Annotated in this window: 20 protein-coding genes, 1 tRNA gene and 1 pseudogene; 11 read left to right on the top strand and 11 right to left on the bottom strand. The window is 41.1% G+C overall.

Annotation, left to right across the window (positions count from 1 at the left end; genetic code table 11):
* Positions 1-1,511 precede the first annotated feature (1,511 nt).
* The 4 genes and pseudogenes from PHA78_RS12535 to PHA78_RS04020 form a co-directional block, all read right to left on the bottom strand.
* Positions 1,512-3,600 (bottom strand): annotated as a pseudogene (locus PHA78_RS12535) (IdeS/Mac family cysteine endopeptidase); the annotation flags it as partial.
* Between the two features lie 164 nt (positions 3,601-3,764).
* On the bottom strand, positions 3,765-5,270 hold the full coding sequence (gene pyk, locus PHA78_RS04030; RefSeq protein WP_024377432.1) for a pyruvate kinase: 1,506 nt from the start codon (positions 5,268-5,270) through the stop codon (positions 3,765-3,767).
* Between the two features lie 66 nt (positions 5,271-5,336).
* Positions 5,337-6,347 carry a 6-phosphofructokinase gene (pfkA, locus tag PHA78_RS04025; RefSeq protein ID WP_002940961.1) on the bottom strand — a complete coding sequence of 337 codons (1,011 nt, stop codon included), beginning with the start codon at positions 6,345-6,347 and terminating at the stop codon, positions 5,337-5,339.
* Between the two features lie 84 nt (positions 6,348-6,431).
* Complete coding sequence (locus PHA78_RS04020) at positions 6,432-9,542, bottom strand: DNA polymerase III subunit alpha (RefSeq protein WP_024377434.1); 3,111 nt, start codon at positions 9,540-9,542, stop codon at positions 6,432-6,434.
* A gap of 152 nt (positions 9,543-9,694) precedes the next feature.
* Between PHA78_RS04020 and PHA78_RS04015 the strand changes: the two genes are divergently transcribed.
* The 3 genes from PHA78_RS04015 to PHA78_RS04005 are packed head-to-tail and all read left to right on the top strand — an operon-like array spanning position 9,695 to position 11,568.
* Positions 9,695-10,069, top strand: coding sequence for a GntR family transcriptional regulator (locus tag PHA78_RS04015; RefSeq protein WP_024377435.1), 375 nt, complete (start codon positions 9,695-9,697; stop codon positions 10,067-10,069).
* Positions 10,062-10,769, top strand: a complete 708-nt coding sequence (locus PHA78_RS04010) for an ABC transporter ATP-binding protein (RefSeq protein ID WP_024377436.1) — start codon at positions 10,062-10,064, stop codon at positions 10,767-10,769. Before PHA78_RS04015 ends, PHA78_RS04010 begins: the two co-directional genes overlap by 8 nt.
* A gap of 16 nt (positions 10,770-10,785) precedes the next feature.
* Positions 10,786-11,568, top strand: coding sequence for a hypothetical protein (locus PHA78_RS04005; protein WP_002940953.1), 783 nt, complete (start codon positions 10,786-10,788; stop codon positions 11,566-11,568).
* Between the two features lie 47 nt (positions 11,569-11,615).
* On the opposite strand, the gene add is transcribed toward PHA78_RS04005, so the two are convergent.
* Both add and PHA78_RS03995 read right to left on the bottom strand, forming a co-directional pair.
* The gene (gene add, locus PHA78_RS04000) at positions 11,616-12,623 is read right to left on the bottom strand and encodes an adenosine deaminase (RefSeq protein ID WP_024377437.1); all 1,008 of its coding nucleotides are present in this window, start codon (positions 12,621-12,623) and stop codon (positions 11,616-11,618) included.
* 148 nt (positions 12,624-12,771) lie between these two features.
* A tRNA-Ser gene (locus tag PHA78_RS03995) sits at positions 12,772-12,859 on the bottom strand.
* A gap of 649 nt (positions 12,860-13,508) precedes the next feature.
* On the opposite strand from PHA78_RS03995, the gene PHA78_RS03990 reads away from it, so the two are divergent.
* The 8 genes from PHA78_RS03990 (at position 13,509) to PHA78_RS03955 (ending at position 16,365) form a co-directional block, all read left to right on the top strand.
* The gene (locus PHA78_RS03990; protein WP_256787867.1) at positions 13,509-13,637 is read left to right on the top strand and encodes a hypothetical protein; all 129 of its coding nucleotides are present in this window, start codon (positions 13,509-13,511) and stop codon (positions 13,635-13,637) included.
* A gap of 68 nt (positions 13,638-13,705) precedes the next feature.
* Complete coding sequence (locus tag PHA78_RS03985) at positions 13,706-13,915, top strand: hypothetical protein (protein WP_024378876.1); 210 nt, start codon at positions 13,706-13,708, stop codon at positions 13,913-13,915.
* Between the two features lie 123 nt (positions 13,916-14,038).
* A complete protein-coding gene (locus tag PHA78_RS03980; RefSeq protein ID WP_153308474.1) occupies positions 14,039-14,176 on the top strand; it encodes a hypothetical protein in 138 nt (45 codons plus the stop codon).
* Positions 14,177-14,244: 68 nt separating this feature from the next.
* Entirely contained in the window at positions 14,245-14,454 is a 210-nt protein-coding gene (locus PHA78_RS03975) for a hypothetical protein (RefSeq protein ID WP_024378877.1), read from the top strand.
* Positions 14,455-15,053: 599 nt separating this feature from the next.
* Positions 15,054-15,218, top strand: coding sequence for a plasmid mobilization protein (locus tag PHA78_RS03970; protein ID WP_153308778.1), 165 nt, complete (start codon positions 15,054-15,056; stop codon positions 15,216-15,218).
* A 165-nt stretch (positions 15,219-15,383) separates the two neighbouring features.
* Positions 15,384-15,809, top strand: coding sequence for a hypothetical protein (locus PHA78_RS03965; RefSeq protein WP_044672441.1), 426 nt, complete (start codon positions 15,384-15,386; stop codon positions 15,807-15,809).
* Between the two features lie 19 nt (positions 15,810-15,828).
* A complete protein-coding gene (locus PHA78_RS03960) occupies positions 15,829-16,050 on the top strand; it encodes a hypothetical protein (RefSeq protein WP_044672442.1) in 222 nt (73 codons plus the stop codon).
* A 78-nt stretch (positions 16,051-16,128) separates the two neighbouring features.
* The gene (locus PHA78_RS03955) at positions 16,129-16,365 is read left to right on the top strand and encodes a hypothetical protein (RefSeq protein ID WP_105096967.1); all 237 of its coding nucleotides are present in this window, start codon (positions 16,129-16,131) and stop codon (positions 16,363-16,365) included.
* Between the two features lie 633 nt (positions 16,366-16,998).
* Here PHA78_RS03955 and PHA78_RS03950 read toward each other — a convergent pair.
* From PHA78_RS03950 to PHA78_RS03930, 5 genes are all read right to left on the bottom strand, one after another.
* On the bottom strand, positions 16,999-17,835 hold the full coding sequence (locus PHA78_RS03950) for an N-acetylmuramoyl-L-alanine amidase (RefSeq protein WP_052805275.1): 837 nt from the start codon (positions 17,833-17,835) through the stop codon (positions 16,999-17,001).
* Between the two features lie 108 nt (positions 17,836-17,943).
* Positions 17,944-18,435: a phage holin family protein gene (locus tag PHA78_RS03945; RefSeq protein ID WP_202822138.1), complete on the bottom strand. Its 492-nt coding sequence runs from the start codon at positions 18,433-18,435 to the stop codon at positions 17,944-17,946.
* A 45-nt stretch (positions 18,436-18,480) separates the two neighbouring features.
* Positions 18,481-18,825: a hypothetical protein gene (locus tag PHA78_RS03940; protein WP_024419281.1), complete on the bottom strand. Its 345-nt coding sequence runs from the start codon at positions 18,823-18,825 to the stop codon at positions 18,481-18,483.
* Between the two features lie 2 nt (positions 18,826-18,827).
* Complete coding sequence (locus PHA78_RS03935) at positions 18,828-19,040, bottom strand: hypothetical protein (RefSeq protein ID WP_044759846.1); 213 nt, start codon at positions 19,038-19,040, stop codon at positions 18,828-18,830.
* 14 nt (positions 19,041-19,054) lie between these two features.
* Complete coding sequence (locus PHA78_RS03930) at positions 19,055-23,446, bottom strand: hypothetical protein (protein ID WP_272158562.1); 4,392 nt, start codon at positions 23,444-23,446, stop codon at positions 19,055-19,057.
* Positions 23,447-23,471: the final 25 nt, after the last annotated feature.

Here is a 23,471-nt window from a genome sequence, read left to right as displayed (position 1 = left end):
GGGAAGAGCTGACCTGCCTGGAGACGAAGTTAGTTCAGTTTTAGCGACACTCTCACTTTCTACACCCACTGGTTCATCTGAGGATTCGACAGTCAGAGTTTTGGCGGTGGCTGATTGTTCAGTAACGGTCGTCGCAACTTGAGTTTCTTCCTGAGAAGCGACTTCTGGTTGAACAGGAATAGCTGACCTACCTGGAGACGAAGTGGGGGCTGGTTGGGCGACTGTTTCGCTTTCTGCACTAGCTGGTTCGTCGAGAGATGCTTCGACTGTTGTGGTTTTGGAGGTGGCTGGTTGTTCAGTAGCGGTCGTCGCAACTTGATCTTCTTCCTGAGAAGCGACTTCTGTGACTTCTGGTTGAACGGGAAGAGCTGACCTGCCTGGAGACGAAGTTGGGGCTGGTTGGGCGACTGTTTCGCTTTCTGCACTAGCTGGTTCGTCGAGAGATGCTTCGACTGTTGTGGTTTTGGAGGTGGCTGGTTGTTCAGTAACAGTCGTCGCAACTTGATCTTCTTCCTGGGAAGCGACTTCTGTGACTTCTGGTTGAACAGGAATAGCTGACCTACCTGGAGACGAAGTTGGGGCTGGTTGGGCGACTGTTTCGCTTTCTGCACTAGCTGGTTCGTCGAGAGATGCTTCGACTGTTGTGGTTTTGGAGGTGGCTGGTTGTTCAGTAGCGGTCGTCGCAACTTGATCTTCTTCCTGAGAAGCGACTTCTGTGACTTCTGGTTGAACAGGAAGAGCTGACCTACCTGGAGACGAAGTTGGGGCTGGTTGGGCGACTGTTTCGCTTTCTGCACTAGCTGGTTCGTCGAGAGATGCTTCGACTGTTGTGGTTTTGGAGGTGGCTGGTTGTTCAGTAGCGGTCGTCGCAACTTGATCTTCTTCCTGAGAAGCGACTTCTGTGACTTCTGGTTGAACGGGAAGAGCTGACCTGCCTGGAGACGAAGTTAGTTCAGTTTTAGCGACACTCTCACTTTCTACACCCACTGGTTCATCTGAGGATTCGACAGTCAGAGTTTTGGCGGTGGCTGATTGTTCAGTAACAATCGTCGCAACTTGATCTTCTTCCTGGGAAGCGACTTCTGTGACTTCTGGTTGAACAGGAAGAGCTGACCTACCTGGAGACGAAGTTGGGGCTGGTTGGGCGACTGTTTCGCTTTCTGCACTAGCTGGTTCGTCGAGAGATGCTTCGACTGTTGTGGTTTTGGAGGTGGCTGGTTGTTCAGTAGCGGTCGTCGCAACTTGAGTTTCTTCCTGAGAAGCGACTTCTGTGACTTCTGGTTGAACAGGAAGAGCTGACCTGCCTGGAGACGAAGTTAGTTCAGTTTTAACTACAGTCTCACTTTCTACACCAACTGGTTCATCTGAGGATTCGACAGTCAGAGTTTTGGCGGTGGCTGATTGTTCAGTAACAGTCGTCGCAACTTGATCTTCTTCCTGGGAAGCGACTTCTGTGACTTCTGGTTGAACAGGAATAGCTGACCTACCTGGAGACGAAGTTGGGGCTGGTTGGGCGACTGTTTCGCTTTCTACACTAGCTGATTCGTCGAAAGATGCTTCGACTGTTGTGGTTTTGGAGGTGGCTGGTTGTTCAGTAACGACGGGCGCAACTTGAGTTTCTTCTTTTACATTTACCTCCTCCATGCCTATGGGACCTGATAGAAGTTCTGACCTCTGATTCTCAACTGTTTCTGATTCAAGAAGTTCTTCCACAGGGACTACCTCATCATTTTTCACATCTTCTTCAACAACTACTACTAGCGAATCCGTTTCTGACGTTTGCATGTTTCTTGATAGTTCTGAACCAAATTCATCCTTGTTTTCAATAATTATTGGTAATGTATCTGCCTCTTGTTCAAAAACATAATCTCCCTCAGCCTCTACAGAAGATGTCGTTTGGACCTCCACTGGAAAATGCAATTGATTGGTACCATCTGCAATAAGACTTGCATTCTCTGTGTCTACTTCCAAATTTGTGGAACTTGTTTCTTGAGATGATAGAGAATCAACATCTGAAACCGTTGAACGATTACCTACTGGTAAATCTGGTGCCAAAGCATTTCCAACTTTTGAAATAGGAAAATCTAAACTCTTTAAACTATTTAAACCATTTTCCAATGCACCACTTAGCATCTCAGAACTTTCTGCCTTTTGAATAGATAGAATTCCTTGATTATAGAGATTATTTAGTTTTTCAAGATAAATCAGTCGCATTGATTCTGGCAATTCAGATTGTCCTTGAATAGACAAATCCAACGCCTTCTTTGTATCGGCTAATGTCTGACTAGCTGTTTCTTTGGCTTTTGCAAGCGGATTGAAATATTCTTCCCATAAGTCTTGACCAAGACGAATCGTATGAACATAATCCAAAAGCGCCCCAGCTGAATTATTTTTCACATGATTATTTAAACGTGGATTTCCAGAAGCATCACGAGTGATGCCCATACGCTTCAAACCAATTTGTTCTTGTTGATCATCAGAATCAGTGATATAGACAGCCCTAATCTTACCTTGATTATCGTACTCAGCACCCCATACCGTCACAATATGCGTTGCATAGCCTAATGTTCTATAAGTTAGACCGAGTAATCCTTTGCTCTCCAAAACAGTTCGAACATCCTCACCAAAACGCTCATAGCTACCACTGAAAAGACGATTTGTCAGTTTTTTCTCTTTGAAAACGTCGTAGAAAAAGCCACCCCTACTATCTGGTACTAACTGGCTATCTTCCAGATTGACACCACCCTGTACCTTAGGTTTATAGCCATTAATAAACAAGTCAACTAAGGCATCTGACACAAAGCCATTTGTACGATAACCGTAGTAAGTTTTGAACATGTCAAAGACTCGACTATTTTGCTGATCCTGGAACGAATCAATATAACGACGCAGGTCCGTTATTGCATAGTTTTCCCCAACATTTACTGTACTATTTTTTTCTTTAAGATATCGCTCAACATAGGAACTATTCTGTTCCAACCACCAATGTACCATGTTGGAAGACACGGCTGCAAAACATAGGTTAAGGTCAATAAATGAAGCATTGAGACTTTTATTGGTATCATAATAGCCTTTTCCTGCCTCAAATGGCGCTGTATAGTTTAAATAGTCTCCATACTTTTCCTTTACAAAACCACCGCTTTGTTCCATTACAGGAGGAGTAATTCCATGGGCCCATACAATTTGTCGTTGCTCGCTACTCTCCGTTTGATAACTAGTCTGATTCAAAATTTCTTTTGTCTCAGTAACCTCTATCTGATTTTGCTCACTCGTCGTAACTTCTTTATCATTTCTAGAAACTACATTCTCGGTCCCTCCATCAACTTTCATCTCTACCGCTACTTCCCCTTCAGCGATAACAGGTGATGGGATGTTGTCTGCTATTTCCTCTACAATTTCAAGATTAGAACCCTCTAGGGATTTATTTTTTTCTGATTCAATAGATGCCTCATCCTTGACTTGTGATTCTTCAATTATTTCATTCATTCCTGTAACAACTGTATCTGCAGCAACAGTGGATGTATAAATAGCACATAGCAAAGAGACTGAGACCAAACCAACCGCTGATTTTCTCAAAGAAAATCGTTCTTGAATATTCATCTTTCCTCCGTTTATCATCAAAAATTTGAATAAACTATTCTATTTACGACTTATTTTTATTTCCACATCCCCCAAGAAAATATTTCTAAACAAGCGTTTGAAAGAAATTCAGATATAGTCTATTTCCATAATCACGCCAAAAAGGTCCAAAAGGACCTTTTTGATTATTTTACTGTACGAACACGCATAGTGTTTGTTGAACCTGCAACACCTACAGGCACACCAGCAACGATAACAATATCATCTCCTGCTTCAACAAGACCTTGTTCTTTGGCAATGCGTTCAGCCAAATCAAACATATCGTCAGTTGAATCTGGACGGTTTGTTACAACTGGGATAACACCCCAGTTAAGCATCAATGATTTTTGTACTTTCTCAGTAAATGTTACTGCCAAGATGTCAGCATCTGGACGGTATTTAGAGATTGAACGAGCTGAGTAACCAGTTTCAGTAACTGTTACAACCAACTTGATGTTCATTGAGTGACAAGCATCTTTTACTGCTGATGCAATAACTTCTGTTTTAGATGCACGGTTAAAGTGATCAGAGTTCAAACGACCGTATTCGTTAAGAAGAGTTTGTGCGTTTTTAGCAATAGTTGCCATTGTACGAACTGATTCAACTGGATATTTACCGTTTGCAGACTCACCTGAAAGCATTGTTGCGTCAGTACCGTCGATAACTGCGTTGAATACGTCAGATACTTCAGAACGAGTTGCACGTGGTTTTTCAGTCATTGTTTCCAACATGTTTGTTGCTGTGATAACTGCTTTACCAGCTGCATTCACTTTAGTGATAATCATTTTTTGGTAAACTGGAACCATTTCAAATGGTACTTCGATACCCATGTCACCACGAGCAATCATGATACCATCTGAAGCTTCAATGATTTCATCAATATTGTCGATACCTTGTTGGTTTTCGATTTTTGAGAACAATTGAACGTGCTCATTACCAGTTTCTTTAAGAATGTTACGAACTTCTTCAACATCTTTTGCTGAACGAACGAATGAAATTGCGATGAAGTTCAAACCTTGTTCCAAACCGAAACGGATATCAGCGTTGTCGCGGTCAGCAAGAGCTGGGAAAGGAATTTTAGTATAAGGAATGTTTACACCTTTTTGTTTAGCGATAACACCGTCGTTTTCAACTTCAACAATAAATTCACGTTTTTCAGCATCTTTTTCGATGACTTTAAGACCTAGTTTACCATCGTCAACAAGAACTTGTTTACCAACTTCAACATCATCAAATACATCCAAACCACCAGCAACGTTCAATGCAATCACTTCGCGAGTTGACTTAATGCCTTGTTTAGTTGCTACGCGGATTTTTTCACCAGTTGTGTATGAAAATTCTTTTGCATCGCCTTCAAACAATTCTGTACGGATTTCTGGACCTTTTGTATCCAACAAGAAACCAACTTTTTTACCAGCGATTTCTTCTGCACGGCGTACAGTTGCCATACGCTCACCTTGTTCTTGGTGGTCACCGTGTGAGAAGTTGAAACGGAATACGTTTGCACCTTCGGTAATCAATTGAGCAATTTTCTGTGCTGACGCTTCTACATCAAGGCTTTCACCCCAGTAACCATCATCACCGAATTTTTTTCCACCACGGATTTCTACCGCAGGACCAAGGGTTGCAACGATTTTTACACGTTTATTCATCTTAACAAAACTCCTTTTTATTTAATGGTCTTATGACCCTTAATAACACTTTAATGAAATGTCAAATTAGATTGACAAGTTACGGTTCAATTCAGCCAGATCCAAATCTGCTTTATGTGGATTGTTCACGACAATCTTACCTTCTGCAGTCAAGCTGAACAATGCTCCTTCTTCCGCAGTACCAAGAATTGGATTTTCAACCATTTGCTCGTTACGGATACCTACTGCAAGACCTCCACGTCCTTCTTTAAGCAATTTAACGGCATGAGCACCCATACGAGAAGCGAGTACGCGATCACGCGCTGTTGGAGAACCACCACGTTGGATATGACCAAGTTCTGTCACACGAAGATCACTTGTATCGCCTGCTGCTTTCAATTCTTCAGCAAACTGTGCAGCTGGCATAACACCTTCAGCCAAAACAATGATGCTATGTTTCTTACCATTGTCGTAGCCCGCTTTAATACGGTCAACAATATCGTTGATATTGAAGTCTTCTTCTGGAACAACGATAACATCTGCTCCAGAAGCAATACCAGCCCAAAGAGCGATGTCTCCCGCATGACGTCCCATTACTTCAACAACGAAAGTACGACGGTGACTTGATGAAGTATCGCGGATTTTATCAATCGCATCCATAGCAGTTGTTACAGCTGTATCAAAACCGATTGTAAAATCTGTACCTACGATGTCATTATCAATTGTACCAGGTACACCAATAGCTGGGAAACCATGCTCCGTCAAGCGCATTGCTCCGTGGTAAGAACCATCACCACCGATAACAACTACACCTTCGATACCATGTTTTTTCAATTGCTCAATCCCTTTAAGTTGCCCTTCTAATTTGGCAAATTCTGGATAACGAGCTGAACCAAGGAATGTTCCTCCGCGTGAAATAATATCACCTACAGAACGTGCAGACAATTCATGGATATCACCCGCAACCATACCTGCGTAACCTTCGTTGATTCCATAAACTTCCATTCCTTCTGAAATTGCTTGGCGAACAACTGCACGAATAGCAGCGTTCATACCAGGGGCATCACCACCACTGGTCAAAACAGCAATACGTTTCATTCGTTAATGCTCCTTTAACTTTTCATTTTAACTGCCCTATTATAACATACTTAACCTAAACTTGCTTGACTTTTTGCTATTTTTTTATCGAAAAATCGTTTTCATAACAAATTCACTTAACTCTTCTTCTAATTGAGGCGTTTTCATAACCATGTGGTGCTCAGCCTGAATTGTCTGATTACTATCTTGATAATGAAGTACTACTGGAATGCTTCCTCTATATTTATCCAAAATACGAGCAACGGCATAATCGTGTTCTCGATTTTCCAAAAGAATCCAAAATTTCTCCAAACTGACAGGCTCTAATTTTTCTAGAACTAATTGCAACTGTCCATCGCGTTCTTGCACTCTACCTGTGATGTATCCCATTCCCCCTTCTTCCAAAATAGAAGCGTATTGGCGATAAGATTCTGGAAAAAGAGTTACGTCAAGCGTCCTCCTGGTATCTGTCACTCGAAGAAATGCCATCTGCTCCCCAGTCTTTTTGGTACGAATCAGTCGAATAGCTTGAATCTGCACAAGAACGGTCGCCCGATTGCCAACCGCTAAATCAGCCAAATCTGTAAAACTACGCTTAGACTCCCGACAAATATTGACTAACGGATGCGGACTAATACCAACACCTAGCAATTCTTGCTCTAGCATAAATTTTTCGCTGTCGCTGTAATCTTCCACATCTGTCCAACTATAACTCTCCTCTGCAAAAAATGTACCAATTGCCTCTGCAAAGACAAAGAGATTGTCTAGATTTTCAATAATCTTTTTACGATTGGCGTCAAAATCATCAAATAAACCAATCTGAATAAGAGGGATTAGTAAATCTTTTTTCTTGAAATTATCTGGCAAGCGCAAAATAAAATCTTCTACAGACTTATAGGGACGATGATCCAATATCCATAATGCTAAATCTTTAGGCAAACCTTTTAGTGTTTTTAATCCTAGGTAGACCTTACTTTTATCAAACTTATCGTGATAAGGAATATTGTTAATCGTGAGTCGAGCTACCTCAAAGTCAAACTGCATCGCATCTTCAATATAAGCACTGCTAGAATGATTGAGCATGACATCAAAAAAGACATCTGTATAGTGACTCTTGAAATAGGCCATTTGAAAGGCTAAGGCTGAATAAGCATAGGCGTGGCTACGGTTAAAACCATAACCAGCGAACTTGGCCATCATGCCAAATATTTCCCTTGCATTCTCTTCAGCATGTCCGTTTTTCAGTGCTCCCTGTAAAAATTCCGCTTCCATTGCCTGCATTTCCTGGGCATTCTTTTTAGACATCGCCCTGCGGAGTAAATCCGCCTTACCAAGCGTAAATCCTGCATAGACCTGTGCAATCTGCATGACCTGTTCCTGATAAAGCATGATACCATAAGTCGGTTGTAAAATAGGAGCAATGGTTGGGTCCAACAAATCAACTGTCTCTTGTCCATGTTTGCGTTTTACAAAGTTATCCGAATAATCACTAGCCCCCGGTCTATTCAAACTCGTTGTTGCAACTATATCTTCAAATCGACCAGGTTTGACCCTTCGAAGCAGGCTAATCGCACCAGGCTGTTCAAATTGAAAAATTCCCTTAGTCCGACCAGCAGCAAAAAGTTCCAAGGTTTTCTTGTCTTCTAAATCTATCTTGGCAATATCAATTTCCTGCTGATAACGTTCACGTACTCCTTCTGCCATTTTTTGCACAAAGGTCAGATTTCGTAAGCCAAGGAAATCCATTTTCAACAGACCATTCGCCTCAACAGCATGTGCATCATATTGGGTTACCAGCATGTCATCCCCTATTTTAAGAGGGATGGTATCTGTCAAGTCCTCATCACTCATCACTATCCCTGCTGCATGGATAGAAGTCTGTCGGGGTTGCCCTTCAATTTGTTGAGCAATCGCAAAAGCTTTTTGGTACTCTATCTTACTATTGATAATCTGACGAAAAGCGGCATTTCGCTGATAGGCAGAAGTAAGACTATCCCTAAATGAAATTTTCTTGGTAATATTACTTAACTCATATTCAGGTGTTCCGAAACGCTTAAATACATCACGAATGGCCTGCTTAGCTCCAAAAGTCGAGTAGGTTACAATTTGCGCAGCATGGGTTGAACCATAACGATCTCGTACATAACGAATAAAATCTGCTCGATGAATATCTGGAATATCAATATCAATATCGGGCATTGAATAACGTTCAGCATTGAGAAAGCGTTCAAAGAGAAGATTATGCTTAACAGGATCAATACCTGTGATATTTAAGGCATAGGCAACTAGGCTTCCAACAGCTGAACCGCGCCCCATTCCCATGTAGTACCCTTGGCTACGTCCAAAACGAAGTAGGTCCCATACAATCAAGAAATAATCATCAAATCCCATTTGATGAATAATGGATAATTCCTTTTCCAAACGTTCTTTATATAGTGAATTAGCCAAGCCCTTCTCTTCTAATCCTTGATAGGAGCGCTCGTATAATTCTTCCACTGCAGGTCTGTCACGATTAAAACGCGGCAATTTTAAATCTGTATTTAATTGATAAGAAATCCCTGCAACCAAGTCACGTAAATTATCAACTGCTTGCGGAAACCGATTAGAAAATAGATTGGTTAAGCTATCAGCCGATAAAAGCTTTTGTCGACTATCTATATCTGCAACTTGATTAAGTGGAATATTATCTCGAATAGCATGGAGAACCTGTAGACTTTCCAATTGTTCCTCTTCAAAAAAACGAACCGTATGAATTGGGAGTATTGCTTGCTTAAAGTCTTGAACTGGTGTATCAACCGTCACTCCGATATAATAGTTAGCACCTAACTCAAGGTGCTCAATGCCAGAAAAATAAGGAACAATCACTGCTATGTCGACTAAATATTGACGAATGGTTTCAAAATCATCTTGCCCTGTCATCTTAGCAGTCGAAATTTTCAAGAGATTTCTATAGCCCTTGGTGGTCAAGGCAATCAACTGAGTTGTCAATTCTCGCTCTTGCCCCTCCAACTGCCAGTCCAATTCACAGCCGATGATTGGCTGTATTCCTGTCTTCTGACAAGTTTCCATAAAACTGTAAGCCGCATATAGACTATTCTTATCCATCATCCCCAAGGCTTGGTAGCCCAGCGACTTGGCTCTCTTTACATATTCTTCAATGGTCACCATGCTATCCATAAAGGTATAGACGGTTTTTGTATCTAGTTGTGCCAGCATGGTCTTCTCCTTTTTATTTCTTCTATTATACCAAATATTCTAGGAAAATTTTTTCAAGAAATGCAATCAAAAGACTTGCAATTTATCATGTTTTATTGTATTATTTTGTTAGAACATAGGTATTGGCAAAAATGCCTAGAAAGGAAAGAATAATGGCTTGGAAATTTGACAACAATATGCCCATATATATTCAAATCAGTAATACTATAAAATTACAGATTGTGACCAATCAATTGAAATCGGGAGATAAATTGCCAACCGTGCGTGACTTGGCTGAAATAGCTGGCGTCAATCCAAACACGGTGCAACGGGCCCTGTCTGATTTGGAAACGGAAGGATTTGTTTACTCAGTCCGCACAACAGGACGTTTCGTCACAGACAATCAGGAATTGATTTCACAGACCAGACTTCACTTGGCACAGAAAGAACTTGAAAACTTTGTGACCAATATGCTGGACTTGGGCTTCAATCAAGATGAATTAACCCACCAGTTAGATGATTATTTGAAAGGAGTCACTTATGAATAACGCATATACTTTGGTTGAGCTACAACAAGTTTCAAAATCTTATGGTGGAGCTGTCGCCCTAAATAATGTCAATTTGAAGTTGACTGCTGGAAAAATCATAGGACTTTTGGGACCAAATGGTTCGGGTAAAACAACCATGATTAAATTGATCAACGGTCTGTTGCAACCAGAATACGGTCAAGTATTGATCAATGGCCGCACCCCATCGCCAGAAACCAAGGCTATTGTATCTTATTTGCCAGATACGACCTATCTTGATGAAAGCATGAAGGTTTCTGATGCTATCACCTTCTTTACAGATTTCTATGCGGACTTTGACAAGGAACGCGCCCTTCACCTCTTGCAAGATCTGGGGATTGACTTGAACAGCCGCATGAAACACCTGTCAAAAGGGAACAAGGAAAAGGTTCAGCTGATCTTGGTAATGAGCCGTCAGGCACAACTCTATGTCTTGGATGAGCCAATTGGTGGTGTTGACCCTGCTGCTCGTGATTATATTTTAAAAACCATCGTCAACAACTATTCGCCTACTGCCTCTGTAATCATTTCCACGCATTTGATTTCAGATGTTGAACAGATTTTGGACGAAGTCATTTTCCTACAATATGGTAGCGTTATTCGCCATGAAAACGTGGATGACCTTCGCATTGAAAGTGGCGAGTCTATTGACGAACTCTTCCGCCAAGACTTTAAGGCTTAGTTAGAAGGAGATTGCTATGTTTAAAAAATTATTGAAATACGAATTTCAATCCGTAGGTAAATGGTATTTGGGAATTTATGCAGGTGCATTGGTCCTATCTGCAATACTTGGATTCTGGTTACAAGCTTTGACCTTACGGGCACAAGCTGGAAGCACTGAACCTGGCGGTGCTGAAATGGTTCTTTTCGGTACATCCTTCATGACCTTCGGTATCTTAATTGCAGCACTCGGTTTATCAACTTTTTTCATGGTCATCAATCGTTTTAGAAAAAATGTCTATGGACGTCAGGGTTATTTAACTATGACCTTACCTGTCTCCAGCCACCAAATTATCCTCAGCAAACTTGTAGCTTCATTGGTTTGGTACTTTTTAGCAGGAGTTACCATTATTCTTTCAATCGGAATCATTTTAGCTGTTCTCATGCTCGGAACCGAGGAAATCATGATTCCTGAATTGCATACTGTTGTACAAGCATTAGACTGGCCTGTCATATTTGCACATCTATTCTATATGCTGATTGAGTCAACAATGGGAATCTTGCTGATCTACTTCTCCATCTCTGTTGGTCAACTGTTTAAAGATCACCGTCTACTGTTTGCCATTTTAACCTATATCGGAATTTCAATTGTTCTCGGTGTGTTTGGAGCTCTCATTTTTACCAATTATCTAGAGAACCTTTATAATTCAGCACTACCATTATACCCAAGTCCTATCTTGGCCTTGGTCAATATCATTCTGGCCTTTGCCTACTATTTTGGTACACACTTTATCATGACCAAGAAATTGAATTTGCAATAAGAAAAAGCTCTTTGCCGGTCGTTTTGACATGGCCTAGAGCTTTCTTTTTACAAATTATACTTTTGAGCTAGGACATCAAGTAAGTTTGCCTTTTCTTCCTCACTGGCAAAGCTTGCTTGAATAGCATTTCTATTGAATTGATGAAATTCTTCCTTGGTAGTTCCAAAATACTCTATAAATAGCTGATATTCTTTATTTAGGTTTGTATTGGAAACCGTTCGATTATCAGTATTGATGGTAATCTTTGCTCCTGCTTGAACCAGCTGTTCATAGGGGAAGTCTGTTAAAGTTTGAGCTGCTCCGGTCTGGAGATTAGAAGTCAGGCACATCTCAAGCGTTGCTCCGCTATTGACAAAAGCCTGAATAGTCTCAGCTTGACCACTAAGAGCCGTTCCGTGTCCAATCCGCTTGATACCCAAGGCCAGAGCTTGGGCTACATTGGTCACGCAACCACACTCACCAGCATGGAAGGTCATGGGGTAACCTAGAGATTGTGTGTAGTCAATCAACTCAGCCAGCTCATGAGTTGGGTAGTCTGCCTCGTTTCCAGCAAAATCAAAGCCAACCAATCCTTTCGGTGCCAAATCAGCAATAGCCGAAAAGAGTTCCTTCGTTTGATTCGTATTCGTTTGCTTTAAACCACAAACCAGAAGTTTAGCAACCACTCCAAAATCTTCCTGCCCCCTGTTTAGTCCAACTAAAACTGCTGAGACCGCTTCTAAAATAGTCAAGTCTTGATCCGTCGACAGTTCTGGTGCAAAGCGAAGTTCAATATAGAGGACTCCATCCTCTGATGCTTGACCTAGAACATCGTAGGCAGCTAATTCCAATGCTTCTGGGGTTTGTAAGAGTGGACGGATAAAGTCAAAAGTTTTCAAATAGGTCATCAGGCTATCCACCTTGCCTTCGATACTGACCAATTTTCTGAGTTCCTCATCCTTGTCTGGAATGGAAATTTCTGCCAGTTGGGCAAGTTGTCGGATTGCCGATAAAGATAGGGAACCATCCAAATGGCAATGCAATTCTGTCTTGGCTAATTCTTGTACATTCAACATCAACACTTCCTCTTTCGTAAGTAGATTGTTAACTATCATATCATATTTTTGACAAAATACAAGACAATCTCCACAAAAAATGAACATTATTCTTATTAGATAATTTCAAGTGCAAGAAAAAAGAACGATTTTCATCGTTCTTGCCATACGGAAGACATGGGATTCGAACCCACGCACGCTGTTACACGCCTACCGCGTTTCCAACACGGCCTCTTGAGCCTCTTGAGTAATCTTCCATATATGGAGCTGGTGGGAGTTTTCAAAGTGTTTTCAAAACAGTTGTTTCAAGAATTGTTTCCACACTTTGGTTATCACTCTATAATTATTGTAACATAAAGCTCCTGATTTAGTCAATACATTTTTGAGAATACCTACTGGATTAGGTGTTCTTTTTATTCGCTTTTTGTGTATTTTTACACCATATTGACACCTTCAAAAATTTCAAAAAGGGAAAATTGTGCACGGAAGAGGCCGGCGTCGTTGAATCCCGAACAAACCCACCCCCGTTCAAAAAAGTTGGGGGTATTTCCGAATTTTATCGCCATCCCGCTCCCTTTATCGTCTGCTAGCGTTGTTTTAGGTTTACGTTATAATTGACAGAACAACATAAAAAACAGCTCAAACGCTTGATATTATGCGTTTTATTGCGTCAACCTGACAAACTTTCTACCATTTAAAGCCAAAAAAATAAACTTATCCAAAAATCAGATAAGTTTGACGCTTGTTTTTAATACTGTTCTGAGTGTTTAAAAAATATTTCAAATTTTTTTATAAAAATGCTTGACATACTTCGCAAGGTATGATACTATATAACCATCAAAGGCAGAAACGTCTTTGAAATCCACTTGCTCCCTCGCTTTTCAGGGACGAAGGGAGGTGGAAGAAATGAAAAGTAGGAAAGCCGCAAGGCGAAAGGAAAAAGAGCTGAAACGCTCTGAACGGATAAGTCTAGCGATTGCCGTCGCTCCACTTGTCTGCATCGTCCTAGAGTTTGTTATCAAGCTCTTCCTCTAATTCTTCCATGGGCTAGGTTACTAGCCTAGCCCTTTCTCTGATATTAGTATACCAAAGGAGGTACCAAAATGCAAGAAAAAAAGCGTAAGGGCTATGCAACGCAAGAGCAACAGAATGCGGCGAATCGGCGCTATTATCGTTCTAGTGAAGAAGCTAGACAAAAAACGTTATATGCTTCGTCAAAAAGTCACGCTAAGAATTTTATTTTAAAGCGTGCTACTTCTGATGATTTGAATTGGCTCAAAGGTTTAATTTTAGAGCGTGAAAAAAATATTTAAAATTTTTTCGCTTTTCTCTTGACATACGTTTGAGCGTATGATAAACTTATATCATCGAAAGGGTGACAGACTTTCGAAATCCCCCGAGATTCTTATATCAAGGGTAGAAAGGGGGATGAACTTATGGCTAAACATTTGTCTAGACGGAAACGTTTAGAAAAAGAAAAAGAGCTGAAACGCTCTGAACGGATAAGCTTAGCGATTGCAGTCGCTCCGATTATCTGTATCGTCCTTGAGTTTGTTTTCAAGCTCTTCGCCTAAGTTTTTTTCAGGGCAAGCCGTGAGGCTTTCCCTACCCTTGATAATAGTATAACAAAGGAGGTACCAAAATGCAAGAAAAAAAGCGTAAGGGATACGCAACGCAAGCCCAACAGAATGAAGCGAATAAACGCTACTATCACGCAAGCGAGGAAAATAGACAGAAACGTCTATACACTAGCGCAAAGAGTACAGCAAAAAACTTCGTAAGAACCAAGGCTACAAAAGAAGACCTTGAAGAGTTAGAAGATTTAATTTTAGAAGAAAAGAAAAAATTTTAAAAAAAATTATCTTTTCTCTTGACATACGTTTGAGCGTATGATAAACTTAAACCATAAAGAAATAAAAAAGCCCCTAACGTGACTAAGATTGGCGTCTGACACGTTAAGAGCTGAACCACCCTACTACCAAGTAGCAAGATACTAATATTGTATCATGCGTGCTTGGTCTAGTCAAGTACGCTTTTTGCGTACCTGATAAAGCCCTTTGACAACTAAACAGGTACACATGATATACAACAAAATCCCTGACCTTATGCGGTTTCTGAGTGTTTTAAAAATTTTTTTTTAAAAATTGCACAAAAATGCTTGACAATTAAACGGCTATGCCGTATAATAATCTCGTAAGCTAGTTCAGGAGCTTGCAAAACAAATCCCCCTGAACGATGCCATGGGTAGAAAGGGGGTGAGGAAACTTATGCATAGGCGTAAGAAAAAAGAAAAAGAGTTCAACAGCTTAGAACTGATTCAGCTAATAACGGGAATTATTAACTTAATCATTATTGTTCTAGAACTAATTAAACTCTTCTTCTAATTCCTCAGAGGTTGAGAAAACTCTCAGCCTCTACCCTTGGCATAAGTATAACATAAGGAGCAGAAAAATGCAAGAACCGAAACGCCCAAGAGGACGACCGCCAACAGGCAGAGAAAGAAACAAGTTGCTAAATATACGAGTAACAGAGGAAGAAAGAAACCAAATAAAACAATCGGCACATAATAACGGTATGACCGTAGCGGATTGGATAGTTTCGAAAATAGAAAAATAAAAATAGCCTAAAACCTCCCCGACCAAAGTTTGGTTTTAGACTATCGCAAGCCCCATACTAATACCAAGGTACTAGCAAGGTATACATAGTATATCATGAAGTACCTGATTAGTAAACCCCATCAGGTACTTTTTTAGTACCTCAAAAAAAGAAAGAAGGTACAACATGACAAACTTAACACCAGAACTACAAGCAATGAACGAACGTATTAAAGCATTTAACGCTAAGCGCCAAGCGAGCTTGAAACCAGCAAAAACAAAAATCAAAGTTGAAACAAGTATCAATCAACACGGCGCGCTAGTTGGTGATGTGCTTTGCTCAACATGGGGATATGACCAAACCAACTACGATTTTTATAAAGTCATCAAAGTAACAGCCAAAACTATAACAATCGAAAAGTTAAACGGATACGACAAAGGAACTATTTTAAAAAATAAAAAAACTCAATGCTACATGAAAGACGGTTCAGAATACTGCATCACTTTAAACAGCTATTCCAGCGCATCATGCCGAATTGCAGACCGATTCGCGGAAGGAATGTACAAACAAGCAGAAGACGAAATGAACAACCCTTACAGAAGCCAACACTAACATAGAAAGAAGATACAACATGACAAATCTAGAAAACATTAAAGCAAACAATAAATTAATCAAAGAATTAATCTCGCAAGGCTATCGCGTTGCGTGGAATCAAGAAACAAATGAGACTGAAATATTTGCCAAGGTATCTTACAGCGATATCAAACGAGACTGTTATGGCTTTGTTGTTGGCGACATTTGGCAAAAAGTCGGACATATAAACCGCAAGTTTGCACAAGCGACTATCTTGTAGTTTGAAACGGTGACAGAATAGACAAATACAGAGCCGTCTATACGGCGGCTTAATTTATCAAAAAAAGGAGTTAGTAACATGAGACAATTATCAGGATTGTATATCAACCATAAACAAGAAAACTACTGCATCCTATCTGATGCAGATACAGCCAGAGCCATCAAAAAACGTTGCAAAGAAAGTGAAGAAATCCCGAAAATTCTTCACTTCGGCAACTGCGATGTTGAACTATTTGAGGTTGACTCCGCTGAGTTATCTCAAAGAATCATGACCCTTGAGAATCAATTTTACGAAGATATAACAAAATACAACTAAACAGAAAACAGACAAAATCATCTACAATACCGCTTGGGAGTTGGCAGATTATTCTAACTTCGACAGTGTACACCACCTTCTTGAAATTAAACAAGGAACTGGAAACGAACAACTAACCAAGCAATTTGAAGCAATCGTATCACGTTATTATGAAAGTGATGGCGACCGCAACAACCTCGAAACGCTCAAGACTGACATTCAGGACTTACTTGGAAATATCACGCTATACCACCCGATGAACTTACCGTTTTAACCCTAGCAAACCGCTAGGGTTTTTACTTTAATACATAACCATTCTGAAAACGTCCTTATTTTGCGTTTTTAAGCACTTTATAGCGTTCTGGTATATTTACCCTATCAGGCAATTAAAACGCTATACAGGGCAATTCTGAGCCACTAGGCAATATAAAACAAAAACAAGCCCCCAGCAAACGCTGAGGGCTTTTGCTATTTTGTCATTTTGCCTATTTTGAGCAAATAGAAATCAATTCTAGCAAACTAATTTGTCAAAATGGCAATTTTGCAAAATGTCCAGCAAGATGGCAACTATTTAGGCTGTCGAAAATCAAAAAAACGCTATTTTTTTGAAATTCGGGCAAACAAAAAAGCCCAGCAAACGCTGGGTTGAAAATGCTATTTTACATTGCCCCACACTTCTGTGGTCTGGCCATTTTTACGAACCTTAATCGGCATCCAACGACGAATACCTGTGCTTGCAGAAATCCAACTAATCCATACGAATCCGTTATAATCAACACGGACACGGTCATAAGTCACTGACTCGCCCTTGTAGTACATGCCTTGTGTACGACCGTTTAGGTTCGGCTCATTGCGGAAATAGATGTCTTCTGTGGCGGTAAACACACCCGTTTCCGCATATTCACGAGCACCAGTGTTAACACTAGCCGTTCTAGGTTGGGCAGTCACTACTTTAGGGGCTGGCTGTGGTGCTACTACTGCTTTGCCTTGCAATTGCAATAGATAAGCCTGTACTTTACCTTTAAAACCTTCCCAGTTGCCATTATCCAAGATGCGGTGCGGGCAATATTTGCCAGACCAATCTTGATGCTTGCGGATGCGGTCAACGCCCCAACCCAACCGATGCAAGATAATCGCTGCTAATTTAGCTCCGTTATCCTCAGCTTTTGCATATTTTGGATTGCCAGGGGTCAAGCTGTGGCAAATTTCAATACCGATAGAGGTCAAATTACCTGGGCCAAGACCATCACCGCAATGCCAGGCATTACGATTGTGGGCAATCGCCTGAATAGCCTGCACATCATCCACCGCCCAATGATAAGATACTTCGTTCCAGTTGCCGTTCATATAACTAATTTCCGCTAAAGCAGACGCATTGTTTGCGGTATTGTGGATGGTCAACCATTGAGGGACCATAGCGTTTGGACACTTAATACCATACTTAGCAGCAGGTACAGGCATTTGAATCATTTTAAGACCTAGATTACTCATATCCTCCTCCTTTACCATCTAAATCATCCGTTTTCGGAAATTCGTGGTCAGCGATATTTTTTTGATAGAGTTCGTCGTTGAACTCGATTACTTCGTCAAATTGCATGATTAGTCCTCCTTTTCAAAATTAAATGCAATATTCCCCTCACCCAAATCTGCTTTCATTTTTTCAGGCTGGATAGTCCCAGTAGAAATTTTGTTGGCATCAAGGGTTTTAGGTTCGCTTCTAACTAATTTTTCAAGCGCTAAAATCACATTAGCAAATATACTTGTATCCCCTTTTGCTTTACCGTAGTTTTCTACCAAGCTCTTAAATGTCAAAATAAGATACCCAACGTAAATTGTGTAAAGAAACGCCACGCCCGTCTGCTCAGGCAAAAGCACCGACATTGGAATTAAGACTGTCAGCAAGATAATGCCCATCATTTTACGGATAAGACCATTGATGCCAATTTTTGACTTGTACTCAATGCCAGGATTAATCATAGCAGCAAAGGTACCTGACAGAAAATCAACGATTTCCATGACCACAATTAAGCTAAGCAAAAAGAGGACAAGACCGTCCTCTGTTGCAATAAGCTCGCGTAGAAAATCAAACATCCCTGAAGGATGCGGTGGCATTTTAGATAACATTATAACCATGCTTTACGCCTCCGCTCCTGCTGTCGGGTCTGTCCAGTCTGGATTTCCGTTTTCATCAAACTGCATGATGTAGAACTCCTCATTGAAGAGATCAGCAACGTTGATTGTCGTTGTAGTTCCGCCCCACTGATTAAAGGCCCACACAGTTTCAACTTCTACGAATTGACGACGGCCGTTGACAATACCTGGTCGACGTTGGACATCACGGTACATATAAAAATCATTTGTCGCATTTTTACAGCGAATAAATTCCCCGTTTTCCTTCATGTACTGCAATGCAGTCGCAAGGTCAAATGGTTCTGTAATAGTTGATAAGTCGAGTAAAGTATTGTTAGTAGTTTCAGTCATGATTATTCTCCTTCGATGATTTCTTCCGCTGGTTTAGTAGCTTCGTCCAGTTGCTTTGTTAACTCAGTAATTTCTGTCTGCAGACCTACGATGGTCTGTTGTGCTTCGGTTAATTGCACAGCGAGCAAGTTCTTCGTTGTCATTTCCTCGGACAATTTTGCCACAAGGTCGTTATTAGTCAAGCGTAGCGCTTGGTTAATTTGTTCTTGGTTCATTTAAATGTTTCCTCCTAAACTTTTGCTGGTAGAGTATAGCTATAACCCCTCTCTGTCGATTTATTGTTGTGTAATAGCTGTAAGTTGTCGATGATCAAATTTATGGTATCTCTCATGCTCGAGTATGTCGTAGCGTTTTTCCACAACCACAAATCCCCAACTTTTATCTTGGACGAAGCGCGGTGATCAGCATTAAATGCATCGATGTCTAATTTCCCAGGCAAGGTATTGATATTCCATCCATCCGCTGCTTCAAACGCTGAGCTTGCCAATCTGACCGTATCTCCAACCACGTCGATTTGGTCAATATTTGGACCGTTCCAAGCCCTAATTCCGACAAATCCGCCATCATTTGACGATTCAGAGTTCCAACGGTTGGAGCCAATCACGGTCACACCTGCGTTGCCCTTGCCGGTAACCGTGCCTGTTGCGAATTTGACAAACTGGGTGGGATAGCCGTTTAAAACACGCTTGAGAGCTGCTTGGTCCGTATAGTACAAGATTTGACCAGCGTTTAGATTGACTTCCATAGCTTTGTTGGTCGCGGTCAAAATTCCACCTGAAATCTTACTTGCCGACAATGTGACAGCTTGAACCTGAGTGGTAAAAACTGACTTGGCAAAAAGTTGTTTCAAGTAGGCATCATTGGCTATCAACTTGTCAAAAAATGCCTGGTCTACCTTCAGCTTGTCAGCCGTGATTGCTTGAGAGCCGATGACAGTTGCATTTAATTTGGCAAAAGTACCATCTGCGACAAAAAGTGTTTCAAACTTACCGTCGATCGCTTGAATCTCATCAGCCAAGGTCTTCCCCTTCAAACGTATTTTAGCCGCTTCAAGCAAGAATAAATCAGATGATAGGTTGGCTTGTGACAAGATATCACCAGAACTATTCAGATTCTTAACAGCATAAGACCCTGCTAACGTGCTGACCTGCGTCTTAAGCCCATTAGTGCCAGACACCTCTGTGACTAGTCCTTTAGCCGTCTCAATCGCTTGATAAATGTCACCACCGCTTGAAATAGACAGCTCAAATTTGTTTGCAGATTGGATTGCTTGCGATATGCTATCGCCATTGCCAATAAGCCGCTTATGAGCGTCTACGGTGTCTTTAACAGCATTAAACAATACTGTTGTTGGGAATGGCGCAATGTAAGGAGTCGCAACAATCCCTTCCTCAAGCTTAATATTTCGAATTCTAAATTTTTTACCAGTTTCTGAGGAATTACACACAAAATTGATGTAATTATGGATATTAGCAGGTCTATTTAATACAACTGTATAACGCTTCGGTGTTTTGTTGATAGGTAAAGACTGGTCTGGACTGCCAAAGTCCGTCTCAAGATAGGCAGTATTTGCGACTGTATCCACTAGGTAAGCCTCATAGCTCAACACATATTGTTTTTCTGACGGTTTTATATTATCCGAATAAAGCCAATGGAAGCCAGACCACCTATTTTTAATCGTAACCTCAATCCAACCATCATCAGATTGTACAAAGCTAGCACCTCCAGTTGCTCTTAAATCACTAAAAACAACATCAAAAAGATTTTGATTGACTTCCGTCGGTATCAGACCTCTTGTTTCTGTAATCTGACGCTCAAAGCTACCAGCTGTCTCTTGCACAAGATTCTGTACGGTCGTGGATAGCGCATAAGGTTGCAGTGCACTACTAGTGATATACCCACGACCTGTGATGTTATTATCAACATCACTCTTAGTCTGATACCCTTTATCTGTGATTGCTTTATCGACTTGTGTACTTGTCAGACGTTTGCTAATCTCTTGTGCATTTTGAGTGATTTTGGCACTTGCAGTGTTGATTTCCCCATCAAGCGTCTGTGTACTTGAGGTCAATTCTTCCAACTTCCCATCAACTGTATTTTGATAAGTCGCTAGATTTTGCTTGGTATTATCTGCGGTAGACTTAATCTCATTGAGTTTTAACGTTGTTCCGCGGACATTTTCGTCATAGGTAGACTTAGCAACGTAGTTAGTAGCAATCGCGGTACGCTCGGCAGTTAACTGTCTCGCTGTCTCCTCCCGACTAGCAGTTAAATACTGCTCAACTCTAGCCCCTTCCGCGTTCTTGTAGGTTTCTAGGCTCTCTAATCGAGTATTGATTGCAGTCGCTGTCTGCTGAGCGTAGGTCTTAGCATCAACTGCCTTACCATCTGCAGTTTCAATCCGTCTAGATAGCTCTGTACTATCCTCTTCCGCATTTCGGACATAAGTAGCAAGCTCATGTCTAAAATCCTCCTCAGCAGGCACCCAATCGGTCGCGATATTCCCAATCTCGACCATGACCTTGTAACGGCTGAAAATCTTATCAAGCGTAGCTTGGTTTTTGGGATAAACAACCAGTATCGGCCAGCCTGATATTGTTTTTTTAGCATTGTACAAAGTGCCATTTGATAAAAACCATTGTGCACCTTGTTTGGCAGCCTTATCTTTAAACAACCCAAAGTAGCAACCAGATACATTGACAGACGTGTCCTTGTCAGTTACTGTAACCGTGATAGGCTGTGTTTCGCTAACAAGACGAATAGCATAAATACCAGACGTGTCATAGTTTGCCAAGTACTGACTAAAGTAGTTCCTTGAGCCGATTTTTATGTTTTCGAACTTCTCTTTAACGCCATTAAGACCAGACTCGAGTTGAGCCGTTCTTTGATTAATGCTAGTAATTTGACCAGTCTGAGTGTTTACTTTTTGACTAATAGTTCCATAGCTATTTTTAACACCAACCAGACCATCTTCAACAACCTTTGTCCGACTGGTAACACTAGCGATGTCTCCAGTCGCCTTAGAAACGGTTTTAGAGAGTTCTGCGACTGTTGACCTCGTACCATCAGCCAGAGTTTCAACTGTCGTCACTCGATTGGTCAAATCCGTCTGTGCTCGTGCTTGCTCCAAAATCTTGCCAGCTTGCAAGTTAAGGTCATTGCGCAAGACTGTAGCACTCGCTTGACTATCTCTAGCCTTTTGGTCGGCACTAGCGATTGCCGTCTGTAGCTCAGACTTAGCAGTATTTAAGGCTTGACTGACCGTCGCAACCTGCGCTCTTGCATCTGCGATTGCCTCCGTCTTGACCTGGTTAGCCCTAGCCAATGCACTAGCAGCATCCGCCTTGGCTTGGTTGGCAAGTGATTCGACAGATTGAGCCTTGGATAAGATGTCCGCGACCTGTCTGTCGTGTTCTTCAGATTGAGCTTGCATGGATTGGTTGACTTGGGCGATTTCAGTATCAATACTTCTCTTGATATTGTCTGCATGTCGCTCAGCCTCAGCTTGGGCTTGCTCGATGCCGTCGTTGATTTCGGATTTGACTTTATTAATTTTTTCATCAAATTCCTTATCCTTATATTCCAGTTGCTGTTGGACCTCTGCTTCGATCTCAGTAGACATTTGCTCGATGCGCTTGCCTAAAAATCCCTTATAAGCATACTGAGTATCATTCCCAGCCTTACTGTCTGCGCTAATCTTAGACTTAAGACCGCCCTTGAAACTGAAAGATTGACTCAGGACAGGGACTTTGTAGGTCTCGTTTTTGTTTGTCTTGAGCGTTACCCATTGACCGACATCTAGCTTCAAATGCCCTTGCCAATCAAGCGAAAACGGGTAATACTTGATGTCTTTTAGCTCATAATACAATTCATCCAATAGATTCTGGTTCATGAAGCTATTTTCAAGCTCCAATGAACGTCCAGTTCGTAAGCCTACTGTCAGCGTTTCCTTGTCTTTCTTACAAGTAATACCAGCAATCTGATATTGGATTTCACTCTTGGTCAAACCATGCAAAAAATAATTATCAGCAGTGACAGTGATTCTTGATTCTGTCAGACCACGGACTTCAAGCTTCCCTTGTCGATTAAAAAAAGCAGAAAAGCCAAGTAACTGAATCGCTTGGCTTAACACTTCTCGGAAAGTAATGTCATTTTTATCTGCTTTCGCTTCGATATGTCTCTGGATAGCTTTAAGACCTAGATTGTCCGTCTCTAGCTCTATTCCTGTCTTTACACAAATCTCACGAATAACATCCCGAATCTGCGCAGGATAAGTCAAATCAGAAACATAGGGCTGGTTTAGCTTGAACATGCCGTCCATCAAGTCCAATTCGGTAGTATTCCTGTTGCGGTCAATACTGATGTCATTGACAAAATACTCACCCATGGCGACCCATTCATAGCTATCGCCTACCAAGAGCCCAATTTCTGGATAAATCTTATCCAACTTGTTAAAAGTAGTAATGATAGATGTAAAGGTCAATTTAGCCGAACCAGCAACTGTTCCGCCAGGTTTGAAAGTATCACCGCTGATATATCCATAATTAAAACTGGCTTCTTTGATGTCGCTAGAAGTATAGGCGCCTGCACGAATGGCAAACACCCTATCTTTAGCTAACATAGCTTGGTTAAATGTTACCGTGTGA

Origin of the sequence: Streptococcus sp. HN38, assembly GCF_028335765.1 — a bacterium.
Lineage (GTDB): Bacteria > Bacillota > Bacilli > Lactobacillales > Streptococcaceae > Streptococcus > Streptococcus suis_P.
Note: the sequence above shows the minus strand (reverse complement) of the source record. Positions and strands in the feature narration are given on the sequence as shown.